Origin of the sequence: Salinibacter sp. 10B (assembly GCF_002954405.1) — a bacterium.
GTDB lineage: Bacteria > Bacteroidota > Rhodothermia > Rhodothermales > Salinibacteraceae > Salinibacter.
The window spans coordinates 2,180,770-2,195,008 of the sequence record NZ_MQWC01000004.1; the positions used below are offsets into that span (position 1 = coordinate 2,180,770).

Consider the following 14,239-nt stretch of genomic DNA (forward strand, 5'->3'; position numbering starts at 1 on the left):
AAACGGAGAACGGTTTCAAACGAGCAGGGATGCTCAAGGATTTTGGCAGTCTGAATAACCTTACGAACCCATTGACGGATACTCATCTCGAAGCGTGAACATTGCCAGGAAACAAATCGATGCGCAAGGTGCGCATATCTTAAATTGACCCTCTCTTATTTACAAAGAATTTCAGTTACATACCTGCCAAATGAAACAAAATCGATTACTCCTCAGCTCTCTCCTACCTTTCGGTACCCTGACGAGATTCGGTAGTCGACCTTTTCCAATGCCCGATACTCATAGCTAGCCCATGATCACCTTTTCAATTCGGCAAAACGTTCCGCAAGTACTGATATGTTCTTGACATAATTTTGCGAATGGTGGTTTGGTCGTACAGCCAGCGCTGTGTATAGTCATCTGCGTCGGCATGGCGCACAATACATGGGGGATGTTCAAGCGGTTGCTTCAGCGTACTAATCGAGCGAGAAGTGTACCATCCAGCGTCCCGAGTGTGAGTAGCCTCTTCTCCATGGCCAATGTTGGAAACGAGGTTTTTCTCGGGAAGAATGTTGACTCCTCCATTCATCCAGATGCTGTACTGCCAAACATACGCCCAGCTATCAACCTCTCTTTGATATACACGATCGAATACGGAGCGCCAGTAGGACGCTGCTCTATCAGAGGCGAATAGTTGTTCAATCCATGGGCCCTCACGCACCTCAGGCCAAGATTCCATGTCAACATCGTAATGTCGCCAAGCCGACCGCCAAGTAGCCCACCCCCAGCAGTGCATGTACCGAGAGAAGTAGTAGCTGTACTCGCTCCGAGGCCTCGGCTGGAAGTTGTCTCCAGAAATCGACATCACATGGCTGTGATCCGCATACCGGTCAAGTAATTCCTCACAGAAAGAAAAAAAGGAGCGATCCGGCATACAGTCATCTTCCAAAATAATGGCCCGGTCGACGTGATCGAAGACCCAGTTCAATCCAGATACGACCCGCTGCCTCAATCCCAGATTTTCGTCGGCATAGTTCCGATGTACTAAGCTTTCACAACGAATATCTTCAACAACCGAACGCGTTTCTCTACATCGCCTCTTTTCGTCAGGACGCCCAGATCGGGGACCATCCGCAATCACAAATAGCTGCGGCGGACATGCCTCTTGGATCGCCTCGACGACGCGGCGCGTCATGCTAGGACGACGAAAAATAAATAAGACGATAGGAATATCCACGAATCTGTACAACAACAAATAAAGTTTACAGAGACAAAATCGCTACTTCAATGAGTCTCCGGAATCTGACCCTGTAACGAGTTCGTTTCCAAAATTATTCCGAATAACCGACCGAATTCGGAACGGCACAAATAGTGCTTTTCCCATCTGTACAAACACGCCGTGAAGCCGTCGCCAAATCAGACAGGAGAGAAACACAGCAACAACCTGTGATATCAGAGTCGCCCAAGCAGCCCCTGTTCCAGCGTAGCTAGGAATGAGAATATAATTGAGCCCGACATTTACAATCGCCCCTACAACAGCAGTGATCATTGAGAAACGAGTAAAGTTCTCTGTTACAAGCCACTTTCCTCTTCCTGCTCCCAATGAAACAAACAGAAATGCCCAAATGTGGACTTTGAGGATAGACCCGGACTCAGAGTATTCTGCCCCGAATACTAAACCGACAAGGGGCTCAGCAACAAGAGTCATCGGGATGACGATAACGTAGCTAAGGAGTGCGAGTATATCGTAGAAGGCCTGCATCCGCTTTTGATACACCTCCTCAGAGGCATTTTCTTTTGAGGTCACAATCTTTGGAAAAACCGACCCCGCAATTGCAGTTGGGATGAAATACCAAAGTTCTGACACCTTAACGGCGGTTGCGTAAATCCCCACAGCCGATTCTCCGACCATTTCCCCTATCATCACTTGGTCGATCTTCATATACACAGCAACTGAAAGGCCCGCAAAGATCAGAGGCCAAGCATCCCTCATCATTTGTCGAGCTGTCGTCCATTCAAATTTCCACGGTGGATTTCCTTTTTCTGGTACGTGCCGATACATCAGATACGTCCCAATTACTTTGAGTCCAGTCTGCACCACCACAAGGATAACAAATGCGAGCACTGAGAATCCTGCGAGGATACAGGCAATCTGCGATCCCGCATAAAGGACCGTCACTCCACTGCGGACCCAAACAGGGTACTTCGATTTGATCTCAGATTTAAACCATAGCTTAAAGACATCAGCGGACTTGAACACCAGTTCTACAGAGACGACTAGGACTGCGATCTGAGTGATCCATTCATCACTGACCGAAAAGATCGTTGCCGCCACTACTCCAATCGTGAGCACGCCGGCCACCATACGCAACGCAAACGCCGTCCCCATCACCTTACCTTCACTCCACTTTTTGCTCGACAAATTTCGCACAACAATGCCGTCAAGCCCAAGTGTGGTCACCACCGTAAATAGCCCTACAAAACTCAGCGCATAACTGTACACACCGTATTTTTCGGGACCCAAATAGCGGATAACCCACACACCCACTAGGAAACGGACCGTCATATTCACGATCCGTTCGAACATTAGCCAACTTGTATTTCCGAGAATCTTTCGCAGAGTCGGACTGTCCCTAATCCTGCGCTGGAGGAATCCAGGTAGCAACCGACTCCACCAAGACTGCACATTATCAGTCGCTTGACTGCGCAAAGTGTGTACCCCGTCGGTTAGAGTTTTGACTTGATGCTTCAATGGTCCTATATATTGGAAACCATTTCCAAAAAACGTCTCGCCTGAGCCATAGGACCATAATGTTTGTAAGCCCACTTCCGCCCCCTTATTGCTATATCTTTCACCTTTTTCATATCGCGAAATACTTCAACCGCTGTATCTGGACTGTTAAGATCAACACCTATATAGTGGCGTAGGTTCGAGGGATAAACTGGAAGCAAAAAGCCGTATTTCTCAAAGTCTAAATGTATTGGCGCACTACCAGCGGCCCATGCCTCCCATAAACGAAAACTATCCCATTGACCAACTTTTTTAGGGTACATACCTAATCCATACATTTTCGACAATACACCATTCATGACTTTTCTCCCAACCTTTGACAATGAATAATTTGACATGAATATACTAGGTGGCAAAAAGAACCCACCAAACGCAAGGGTTGCCAAAGAACTTTCTAATCTTTCATAATATTTTGGATAATGACGTCTTCCTGTCATTTTCCAAAGCTTTAAATCCCTTTCATTTTCTGGCTTCTCTTCAAAGCTATCAACTTGACTATCTACATTTATAAAATTATTGATATTTTTCACAACTCTCATGTCAGCAACACTTCTTATTTCATGCCCTACCCTATAATTTTTAAGTACTTTCTCTTTTTTGTTATTATTTTTGTTGTTTTTTGTGTACTTTTTTATTCTATTAGTTATCCCAAATGGCCACGGGAAATAGTTTTCAGGATAATCTACCCATTTTGACATATGTGACCTTAATACTATATCAAACTTTTTCACCTCCTCCCTATACATCAAACCAAATTCGTCTAATTGATCTAAAAGAACATTTACACCTCCGTTAATATTACTTATGTCTACTTTATTTTCTTTTAAGAATTTAGAGTTATATACAACAATATCACACATGCTTGGTTGTATATTGTTAGACCTCTCAAACAACCATCCATCTTCTTTACTCCAATAATTCACATTAGAATATATGTTGTTTCCTAACTCGACTAGTCCTTCGGCTAACGCGATTTGACCGTGTTGATAACTAGCTGACGATGGTGATTTATACTTTGCGCAGTAAAAAAATATATCCATCTTACAAATAAAGGTATTTTGTATACCAATTTTTTTTCACAACACGTTTATTGTTAAAATATCAATGTTTTACCACATCAATAATTCAATTTTTAAGTAATCTAAATTTTACTTAAAATACAAATATAAACTCCCACCCTATACGCATATTCATATAACACGCTTATTTTTCAATTTTTTTCTTTTTCACTAACACGTTTACCATCTTTGGAGCTATTTTTCCACACTAACTAATAGGTATACTTCTTTTTATCTCACAGACTTTTTTCCTCCTTTGTGAATCCTTTATATTGCCGATAAAAAAGGAAACGAATGCTCCCCCTATTCCGATGAGTCCCCCAAGGGTCAAATACAGCAGTACAATCAACGTACGTTGTGGTGCACTCCGATTCATCGGAGGAAGCGGCTTCTCCACCACAGTCACCACCGGCTGCCGCCGCTGCAGATCAAGCCGTGTTTGAGTGAGTTGGCTCTGGAGTTCGCTGTAGAGCTGTTCTTTAAAACTCACCTGCCGCTGCAGCCGATCACGCCTAAACTGAAGGGACGCCGTAGTTGGATTCTGATTTCGCTCCAAAAACTGCGCCAGTCGTTCTTCGGCTGCCTCCAATTCTTGCTCCGCCTCCTCAAATCGTCCTTCTACAAACTCAAGACGCTCGCGCACCTTCTCCGTCCGGATCTCGCGCACACGCGTCGAGAAGTGATCAAGAAAGCTTTCTGCCACTGAAGCTGCTAACTGTGGTCCACCAGCTGTCACCGAGATCGTCATGAGGCCCGTCTCCTCGTCAACCGACGCCGAAATCTTGTTCGAGATCGATTTCAGGGCCGCGTCTTCCTCTTCGCTCGGGATCATCAGCTCCCCTGTGTCCGTCATGCCCGCCGGAGCAGGAGACCCGGAAACTGCCTTTCCCAACAATCCCTTCAACGTCCACGGCAGCCACAGTGTGTAGTCCAGAACGGTGCTCAGCGACCCAGCCGGACGATTCACGTATTCCACATACGTCATCCGCTTCTCGACATCTGGAAACCGAAACGTGTCCCGTACCACAGCCAATCGCACCTCGCGACTCTGCAACACGTCGGGGTAGGCCGCAGGCGTGAGGCCACTGGCCGTCCCCCCCAAACTCATGCCAAGCCCGGAAAGCGCCCCTCCCGCCAATCCTCCAGACAGTCCACCGGGTAGCCCTCCCCCCCCTCCCTCCTGTGCCTCACGCACAACTCGTGCCTCCGAGGTAAACTCTTCCGGCGCGAGCATAGCGTACGTTACCCCCAACAGCGTGAAGACAAGCATCGTCCGCACGATGAGTGTCTTGTTTCGTGTCAGGACAAGCAGGATGTCTAGTAGTGACACCTCGTCTTCCCGAGGTCTCCTGCGCCCTAACGCCTCATTATCCGGTGAGGTGGGGTCGGTACTGCCCTCGGTCTGGCCTTGCGGTGCAGAGTCATTCATTCAGCGGTGAATACAAATTGGTGGGGAGGAGACGAAACGTATCGCCTCACCCATTCTTCTGAACAACGATTTCTTCTCGCGCGTCTTCCATGTCGCGGTTGACCATTTCTTCGGCCAGTTGCTCCAGCGAGCGGGAGGGCGTCCAGCCCAGCTCTTCGCGCGCCTTTTCGGCCTTGCCCAGCAGCTGATGCACCTCCGTCGGGCGGTAGTAGCGCGGGTCGATCTCCACGACCGGCCGCCCGCTCTCCGCGTCGTACCCGACCTCGTCCTCGTCGGAGCCCTCCCACACGAGCTCCATCCCCGCCGCCTCGAAGGCCATCTCGCAAAACCGCCGCACCGTCGTCGTCCGCCCGGTCGCCAACACGTAGTCCTCCGGCTCCTCCTGCTGAAGCATCCGCCACATCCCCTCCACGTAGTCGCGGGCGTGGCCCCAGTCCCGCTCCGCATCCAAATTCCCGAGGTAGGTCTTCTCCTGCAGGCCGGCCTGAATGCGAGCCGCCGCCCGCGTGATCTTCCGCGTGACGAAGGTCTCCCCCCGCCGCGGGCTCTCGTGGTTGAAGAGGATGCCGTTGGAGGCGTGAATGCCGTAGGCCTCCCGGTAGTTGACCACGATCCAGTAGGCATAGAGCTTCGCTGCCGCGTACGGGCTGCGCGGATAGAAGGGCGTCTCCTCGGTCTGGGGCACCTCCTGCACCTCCCCGTAAAGCTCCGACGTGGAGGCCTGGTAGAAGCGCGTCTTCTCCGTCAGGTCCAGGATCCGGATCGCCTCCAACAGCCGAAGCGTGCCCAGCGCGTCGACCTCCGCGGTGTACTCCGGCGTGTCGAAGCTGACCTGCACGTGGCTCTGGGCCGCCAGGTTGTAGATCTCGTCCGGCTGGGTCTCCTGCACGATCCGGATCAGGTTCGTCGAGTCGGTCAGGTCCCCGTAGTGAAGGAAAAAGTCGACGTCCTCCTCGTGGGGATCGGTGTAGATGTGGTCGATCCGGTCGGTGTTGAACTGCGAGGCCCGGCGCTTGATGCCGTGCACCTCGTAGCCCTTCTCCAGAAGGAGCTCTGCGAGGTAGGAGCCGTCCTGCCCAGTAACACCGGTGATCAGGGCCACCGGGCGGTCTGCGCCCGCGCGGTCCTCCGGAATTTTGCTCGTGACTTCTTTGTCGGTTGGCATCGGGTCCTCAGCAGCGTCCAAAAAGGGAAAGAAGAAAAAGTAAGAGGGAAAGAGAGGCGCCAGGCAATAGCTCGGCAGCAGCTAGGCGGCAACAATCCCGCCTTCGTGCTTCCGGTACCAGTCGTAGGTGTTCTGGAGGCCCTCTCGAAGCGAGGTCTCCGCCTCCCAGCCGAGCGCGTCCAGGCGGCTCGTGTCCACCAGCTTCCGCGGGGTGCCGTCCGGCTTCGAGGGGTCGTGTTCAATCGGCCCGTCGTGGCCGACCACCTCCTGGATCAGGGCCATCAGGTCGTTGATCGAAAGGTCCTCCCCAACCCCCACGTTCAGCATGCCCTCCGGCGCCACCTCCCGAATCGCCTCCTCCGGCGTCTCCAGCACAAAGCGCACCGCATCGGCCAGATCCTGCGCGTAGAGAAACTCCCGCTTCGGCTCACCGGTGCCCCAGAGCGTCACCGGCGCGTCCGAGCCGTCCGGCGCGGCGCCCTTCGCCTCGTGGGCCTTCCGCAACAGCGCCGGCAGCACGTGGCTCGTCTCCAGGTCGAAGTCGTCGCCCGGCCCATAAAGGTTGGTCGGCATCAGGGTCAACATGTCGTCCCCGTGCTGGCGGTGGTAAGCCTCGCACAGCTTGTGCCCGGCAATCTTGGCCACCGCGTACCACTGGTTCGTCGGCTCCAGCGGGCCGGTCAAGAGGCTCTCCTCCGACATCGGCTGGTCGGCGTGCTTCGGGTAGATGCAGGTCGAGCCCAGAAAAATCAGCCGATCAACACCCGTTTCGTGCGCGGCCTGAATGACTGACTGCTCGATCGCGAGGTTGTCCCCAATAAAGTCTGCCGGGTAGCGGTCGTTGGCCAAAATGCCGCCGACGCGCGCCGCGGCCAACACCACAAAGTCCGGCTGCTCCTCCTCAAAAAACGCCCGCGTCGCCTGCGGGTCCCGCAGGTCCAGTGCCTCGGAGGAGCGCCCGATGAGGTTCGTGTAGCCGGCCTCTTCCAGGTGCGACCAGATGGCCCGCCCCACCATCCCCCGGTGGCCCGCAACGTAGATTTTTGCGTCTGGAGACTCCAGCTTCATAAATATTCCGGCTACGAGCATCAATCAGGAAGAGTACAATCGTTCCCGAGCTGAGCTTTTCTGCTCTGTACAATGGCCGAGAACCAAAAAAACGTACTGCCTAACTACAGGAATCCAGTAGTGGACGACCTGTCCCTGGCCAAACCTCCCCACTCTCCAGAGTTCCTTTCCCCCCATCAGCGAGGCGGGTCTTAGTTAAACACCCGCGTTGCGAGCACCAGGACCGTCAGGGCGCTCGACAGGATCGAGGTCACGTTGGAGGCAATCTCGGAGTAGTCGATCGGCTCCTCCCGCTCCGGCTCTTTCTCCACCCGGATGACGGCCCCGTCGTCCACGGTGGGGGTCCGCCGGAACCAGCCGGCGTCGACCTGGAACGTAGCGCCCGACGCCTGGGTCAGGAAGATGGCTTCCGTATTGGGCCGCACGCCGCCGGCCCGCTCCAGATAGTACTCTACGCGTCGTCCCTCCTCGTGCTTCAAGAGGCCCTCATTCGCCACGTTGCCCCGAATCGCCACGGTGTTGGGCTGGGTCGGGATAACGATCTCGTCGCCCGGCTGCACGATCACGTCCTCCTCCGGATCCCCCTGCACGGCGCGCTTCATCTCGACGATCACCTGCTCGCCGGACCGCCGCGCGAAGAAGTCTTCCGAGCCTTCGGTCTCGCGCAGCAGGCGCCCGCCTTTCAGGTACCCACTCGACCGGATGCCGCCGGCGCGCTCAATGACGCTGGACAACCGCTCCTTATTCTGTAGAAGCGTATACTCACCCGGATATCGCACCTCGCCCCGCACCGTGACGGTCTGCTGCGGCTGGAACGACGGGTCTTTCCGAACGAAGACGCGGTCCCGGTGCTGAAGCCGGAACGCGGCGGCGGCCTGCAGGGCTTCGGTCGTGTCCCCCACCGAAAAGTCGACGTCTTCCGGATCCGTTCCCTCCTCCACGAGGGGCACACTGATGGTGTTTGCCCGGAGGGTTTCCTGTCCTTTCTTCTCCACCATACGCGTCACCTCGACTTCCTGCAGGGAGGCGCCCTCTGTAAACCCATTCGCCTGCAGGATGAGGTCCTTGAGGGTCATGTTGTCGCGGTATGTGTACCGTCCGGTGTCGCGCACGGCCCCACTCACCTGCACAAACTTCTCGTCGAGACGCTCAACGGTGGCCGGATAAATGCGAATCTCGTCGTCCGGCCGGAGTGTACGAGACGCCATTCCCTCTCCGTCCAGCGCATCGCCAAGATGAAAGGGAATGACGCGCTCCTTCTCGCCGTTCGCCGACACGCGAAACAGGTCGGCGCGACCGAGAAAGACGCCCTTGAGGTATTCTTCGTCGGTCAGCCCGCCCCCTTTTCGGAGAAGGCTCCGGACCGTCATTCCTTCCCGAAAGCGATACGAGCCGGGATCGCGCACCTGACCCGTAATCTCGACCGTCCGGTCGGCCCGCATCTTTTGCACGGAGGCCACGTGCAGGCTGTCGCCCGGCTGGAGGACGAGGTTGGCTTGCGGCTGGTCCGCCATGACGGCCTCCAGGTCCAGAGAACGTGCCGTCTGGGTCAGCGAATCGTCGATGCGCACGAGATCGGACTGTTCGCGGTACGCATCGCCCGTGAGGCCGTCGGCCTGCTCAATCAGGTCCTTCACGGTGCGCACGTTCTGTCCCAGCTCGTACTGCCCCGGCTGAAATACGGCCCCCGTCACCTGCACGGCCTCGATCTCGGCCTTCACCGCTGGATCCTTGGCCTCGGTCAGCGAGAGGATGCGCACCCGGTCGCCATCGGCCAGCGAGACCTGTGCGGAATCGGACCGCACCGCCTGTAGGTCGGCGTCTATGACCTTCCGGGCCACCGACGGCGACTCGCGCTCCGAGAACGGCACGATGCGCTCAATCTGAAAGCGCTTGGCGTACGCCTTCGGCTTGAGCCCGCCCGCAAATTCAAGCAGGTCGGCCACCGTCTCGCCCTCCCTCATTTCGTAGTAGGCCGGCCGCTTGACCGCCCCCGTAATCGCAACGGTCTTGCCCCGCGGTGGCACAAAAATGTGGTCGCCGGTTCGCAGTTGGACGGAGTTCGTGCTATACCCCTTCAGCAGATAGTCGTAGAGGTCCACGTTGGAAACGAGCTCCCCCTCTCGAATCACCTTCAGGTTGCGAAGTGTCCCTCGGCGAAGGGGGCCGCCCACACTGTAAAGGGCATTAAAGACAGTCGCGTAGCTGCTCACCATGTAGCCCCCCGGCTGGGCCACCTCGCCCAACACAAAGATCTGCGACGGCCGGACCCGGGTCAGGCTGAGATCCATGAACACCGTGGGCGGATCGCTCGTGAGCCCGGAGTAGCTCCGGGAGAGCCACCTCTTCATTTCCTGCCGTAAGTCATCCATCGACTTGCCGGCCACCGTAAACTGTCCGACGTTGGGCACCGTCACCCGACCCGCCCGGTCGACCTGCAGTTCGTACGTAAACTGGGCGCCGCCCCACACCGTAAGCCGCAACTCGTCCTGCGGCCCCACGATGTAGCTGCCGTCGGTGGGCCCGGTCGGCTGCGGGGTGAACGCCTCCGGAATGGTGTCGAACGTGTCGTAGCCGAAGTACTTCAGGGTGTCCCTGTCGGCCCGGGCCGAGTCACGCTCCGGAAATTCGCCCTCTGGGAAAATGGTGATCTTTCGGCCTGTGGCCAGCGTGACGGTCGTGTCCTGCGTCGACGCTCCAACAAAGAGGGTCCACGTCCCGGCACTGGAGTCCGCCGGAATGGTGATGTCGCCGCGCCAGGTGCCCTCAATCACGGAACCGCGCACCCGCTGCACGTTGCGGAGCCGCACGGAGTCGCCCCCTGCCGTGAGAAACCCGGGCTGCACGATCTGGATGCGATTTCGACTGCGGAGCGGCACGCTCACCTCTACGTCCACGGGCAGTTCCTCAGACGCAATACTGTCGGGCTCAATCCGCGGCGTCCCCGCCAGTACAGGAAACGGCGGGTTGACGGGAATCTGGGCCCCGAGCGAGTCGGTTCCGGTGGTGTCCTGACGGGCCCGGGCCGCCTGCAAAAGGGCCTGCACACGGGCCGGCGGCACGCCCAACTGGCGCGCACGGCGCGCGGCCTCCTGTGGGCGCGATGGATCGAGGCCCAGCTGGCGGAGGCGCTGCTGGGCTTGCTCAACGGTCATCCCCCGCTGTTCGAGTTCTTCTTGGGCTGCCTCCGGAAGATCTTCCTGCTGCTGCGCCGAGACCGGCCCAGCGACGAAGAAAGCCAAGAGAACGAGACAAAGTCCGGCGCCGACGCGTTGCATGAACGAGGAACCAATCCAACGAAAAGACCTGATACACGACCCCTCTGGTGGAGGGAGGACGGAGACCCTGTTTTCCTGTGCGCTCGTCGCCCCATCCGCTGCCCAGGTTCTCGCAGACCGAACGCGGGTCGGAGCGTGTACGTCTGCTTCCCCGCCTGGGAGGAACGGTTCCGTAGTTACCGTGCCTCGCCAGGCTCTCAACGTATAAAGTCAAACAGCGTCTAGCGCGGAGTCCCCGCAACATCCGCATATTCAGAGGACCCGCCAGAAATACTTGGTAAGCCCCACACGTCGGAAACGCGAATAGCAGCCGCACATCCGCCCTCAACTTATTCAAATCTTCGCTACCCGTATAGCGGATCGTGAAATTGCGTGTCGGACGCGACGCACTCCGCAGATCGTCTATCCAAGCGACCGCTTCGGAACCATCGGGTGCGGCCCCAAGCATCGCCCCTCTTCCGCACGACTGCATAGCCCCCTGGAGCACTGACCCCTTCGGTCCCCTCTCGTCGCTCTTGAAATTTTCCCTCGTCCTGGGCACAAACAGGAGACTCATCGTTTAAGTACTCGCACCTGGAAGCGCTTCCTTTCTCGTTTCAACTCACTGTCCTCTACCGTTATCATGCCTCCGTCCGTTTCCGGCATTCACCATGTCACCGCGTACGCCCACGACCCTCAGGCAAACATTGATTTCTACACCGGCGTCCTCGGCCTCCGGCTCGTAAAACAAACGGTCCTATTCAACAATCCGTCCGAGGCCTTCACCGGACCAACGATGTATCACTTCTACTACGCCGATGGAACCGGGACGCCGGGCTCGGTCATCACCTTCAAACCCCATCATAGTATTCAGCAGGGCCAGGTGGGCCGCGGGCAGGCCACCGCCACGGCGTTCACCATTCCGGACGGGGCGGTCGACTACTGGGTCGACCGGCTCGACGCGACCGAAGAGGCAACGCTCTATCCGGTCACGGAGCGGTTTGGGCGTACGGTGGTCCAGTTTCAGGATCCGGACGGCCAACCCCTCGAACTCATCACGGGAACCTCCGACATTGAGCCGTGGGCCGACGGGCCCGTCCCGGCCGAGCATGCCCTGCGCGGCTTCCACGGCGTGACTCTCCACCCCGACAACGCCCAGCTCACGGCCGATGTGCTGGAACTGATGGGCTACGAGCAGGTCGACCGCCAGCCGACGCCGCAGGACGGGGACTGGACCCGCTTTCGGGTGGACGGCCCCGAGCACGCGCAGTTTATCGACCTCTACAACGAACCCAACATGCACGAGGGCCGCTGGGGCTACGGCACGGTGCACCACGTGGCATTCCGGGTTACCGATGACGACCAGCAACAGGCCCTCCGCCGGCGCCTCCGTGATGCGGGGCACGCGCCCACGACGATGAAGGACCGAAACTACTTTCACTCCATCTACTTCCGTGAGCCCAACGGAGTCAACTTCGAAATTGCGACCGACCCGCCCGGCTTCCTCCATGACGAGCCGGTGGACTCGCTCGGCGAGAAGCTGATGCTGCCCCCCTTCTTACAGGACCGGCGGGACGAGGTGGAGGCTCAGCTCGCCGACATCACCGTGCCGTAGTGGCGTCCGCCCGCAGCACTCCGTGGGATCCCTTCTCTCCAAACGGATCCCCTTCCCAAGCGTCGTTGGCATGCAACGGCGCTTCGGGGACCAACACGAGTGGTGCTATTGAAGGATGGTATTTGTAGAGCTTTGATGTAACCTCAATACCATAGACAACACCATCTTCGTCGCTCCTGAAAATCTGAGAATGCGGTGAGCTATATATGGACAGCATGTGGGGCCATCTCCAAACGCCAGAAATGGTCCCTCCCCGTCGCTCCTGGACATCTAGATGTCCAAACTCGCTTTGGAGCCCATCCAACCGGACGGAGAGGTCCCATCGATCATTGGATAGGCTCCAAGTCAAGCTTGGAGCGACAAAGGTGCTGGTTTTATTGGAATGAGGTTATATCCAGGGCCTTGCACATATTTTGCACTATAGCACAAGCCGTTCTGAGATGTTCAAGCTTGACTTGGAGCCATCCAGCCGGGCGGGGAAGTCTATTCGTTGATTGGGTAGGCTCTGGGAATCTCAGATTCCCTGGGGCGACGACGGAGCACTTTTCTAACGTTGAAAGCTATTTCATGTGCATTCAATAGCACCACTCGTACGAACAGGCAGAAAGGGCTTCGCGTCCCCTTTCCGGTTTTTTGTGAAGCAAAGCGCTCCCATCCCCCGGCCTCCGGATCTCCTGCTCAACGGAAGAGATTGGAAATCTCGAAGCAAACGCACACTGTTCCCTCACCACTCCGGCCCCCGCGGCCGCCCCACCATGGCCTCCCCTGCCACCCGCACGATGAACGAGAAGAAGAACATCGCCCTCGTGGCCCACGACAACAAAAAGCCCGACCTGCTGGAGTGGGCGGACTACAACCGGGGACGCCTTTCGACCCATGAGCTCTACGCCACCGGCACCACGGGACGCCTGCTGCAAGACAAGATCGGCTTTGACATCAACCGCCTTCAAAGCGGTCCGCTCGGCGGCGATCAGCAGCTCGGCGCCCGAATTGCGGAGGGCACCATCGACATCCTCATCTTCTTCTGGGATCCGCTGGAGCCAATGCCCCATGATCCCGACGTGAAGGCGCTGCTCCGCATCGCGGCGGTGTGGAACGTCCCGATCGCCTGTACGCGCGCCACGGCCGACTTCCTCTTCTCCTCGCCCCTCATGCAGGACGAATACGAACGTCCGGTCGAGGATCTTAGCGACTACCAGGACCGCGACGTGGACACCGTGCAACAGGCCTCCTCGGACGGCTCTTCCAAGTAGTCTTCCGGCTGCGACGCCCGGTGGGGCGCCGCACTCCCCCGGACCGATGCGCTCCTTCGCCCATGCCCCCTCCCCGTTGAATGGAGGCAGCAGGGCGCATAAGGATGGACAAATCCGTACGAGCGCTATCCTTCTTTCGTCTCCACCGTGCCGATTGTGAAGCCTTCGATCTCGCTCGCGCGGAACCGAAAGACGGAACCGCCGAGGTGGATGGCCTCCGCCCCCGTCATAACCTCCTGCACGGACACGTGGACGTACTCGCCCTCGTCGTCGCCTTCCACGGCCCCCATCATGGCGGAAATCAGATTGTCCATCGCGTCGATTGCGCCATTCTCCGCACCGGCCTGCTCACGGGCCATCTCGACCATGCGGGTCGTATCGGCCTCAAAGGTCGCTTTGCCCACGATGTGACCGGTCACCATGTTGCCGCTCACAACCAGCGTGACGGGACATGCCGCTTCGTCGTTCTCATTGGCCGCCTCGCTGAGTGCTTCAATTCCAGGATCGCTCATAAGAATACCGTGTGGTTGGTCCAAAAGTCTATGCGCGCTGCCGCAAAGTCGCTTCGACAACAACGTCAAGCCAACCTATGCCGAAGGAGGGACGCCGACAACCCTGCTCGTG

The 14,239-nt window shown here is 56.9% G+C and carries 9 protein-coding genes; 2 read left to right on the forward strand and 7 right to left on the reverse strand.

Annotated elements, in window-relative coordinates; genetic code table 11:
• Nucleotides 1-1,258: 1,258 nt before the first annotated feature.
• The 6 genes from BSZ35_RS09090 to BSZ35_RS09110 all read right to left on the reverse strand — a co-directional run bounded on the left by BSZ35_RS09090 (nt 1,259) and on the right by BSZ35_RS09110 (nt 10,768).
• A complete protein-coding gene (locus BSZ35_RS09090; RefSeq protein WP_347709571.1) occupies nt 1,259-2,806 on the reverse strand; it encodes a flippase in 1,548 nt (515 codons plus the stop codon).
• Entirely contained in the window at nt 2,737-3,810 is a 1,074-nt protein-coding gene (locus BSZ35_RS19230; RefSeq protein WP_146110041.1) for a hypothetical protein, read from the reverse strand. Before BSZ35_RS19230 ends, BSZ35_RS09090 begins: the two co-directional genes overlap by 70 nt.
• Before the next feature lie 226 nt (nt 3,811-4,036).
• Nucleotides 4,037-5,257 (reverse strand): Wzz/FepE/Etk N-terminal domain-containing protein, encoded by a 1,221-nt coding sequence (locus tag BSZ35_RS09095; RefSeq protein WP_105012136.1) that lies wholly within the window; start codon nt 5,255-5,257, stop codon nt 4,037-4,039.
• Nucleotides 5,258-5,303: 46 nt separating this feature from the next.
• Nucleotides 5,304-6,422, reverse strand: a complete 1,119-nt coding sequence (gene gmd / locus BSZ35_RS09100; protein ID WP_105012137.1) for a GDP-mannose 4,6-dehydratase — start codon at nt 6,420-6,422, stop codon at nt 5,304-5,306.
• Nucleotides 6,423-6,503: 81 nt separating this feature from the next.
• Nucleotides 6,504-7,490, reverse strand: a complete 987-nt coding sequence (locus BSZ35_RS09105) for a GDP-L-fucose synthase (RefSeq protein WP_105013798.1) — start codon at nt 7,488-7,490, stop codon at nt 6,504-6,506.
• Nucleotides 7,491-7,681: 191 nt separating this feature from the next.
• Nucleotides 7,682-10,768, reverse strand: a complete 3,087-nt coding sequence (locus BSZ35_RS09110) for an SLBB domain-containing protein (RefSeq protein ID WP_258096169.1) — start codon at nt 10,766-10,768, stop codon at nt 7,682-7,684.
• A gap of 622 nt (nt 10,769-11,390) precedes the next feature.
• Between BSZ35_RS09110 and BSZ35_RS09115 the strand changes: the two genes are divergently transcribed.
• Together BSZ35_RS09115 and BSZ35_RS09120 are read left to right on the forward strand one after the other, a co-directional pair.
• On the forward strand, nt 11,391-12,362 hold the full coding sequence (locus tag BSZ35_RS09115) for a ring-cleaving dioxygenase (RefSeq protein ID WP_105012138.1): 972 nt from the start codon (nt 11,391-11,393) through the stop codon (nt 12,360-12,362).
• 755 nt (nt 12,363-13,117) lie between these two features.
• Nucleotides 13,118-13,615: a methylglyoxal synthase gene (locus BSZ35_RS09120; protein WP_105012139.1), complete on the forward strand. Its 498-nt coding sequence runs from the start codon at nt 13,118-13,120 to the stop codon at nt 13,613-13,615.
• A gap of 125 nt (nt 13,616-13,740) precedes the next feature.
• On the opposite strand, the gene BSZ35_RS09125 is transcribed toward BSZ35_RS09120, so the two are convergent.
• Nucleotides 13,741-14,127, reverse strand: a complete 387-nt coding sequence (locus BSZ35_RS09125; protein WP_258096170.1) for a hypothetical protein — start codon at nt 14,125-14,127, stop codon at nt 13,741-13,743.
• Between the last annotated feature and the right edge of the window lie 112 nt (nt 14,128-14,239).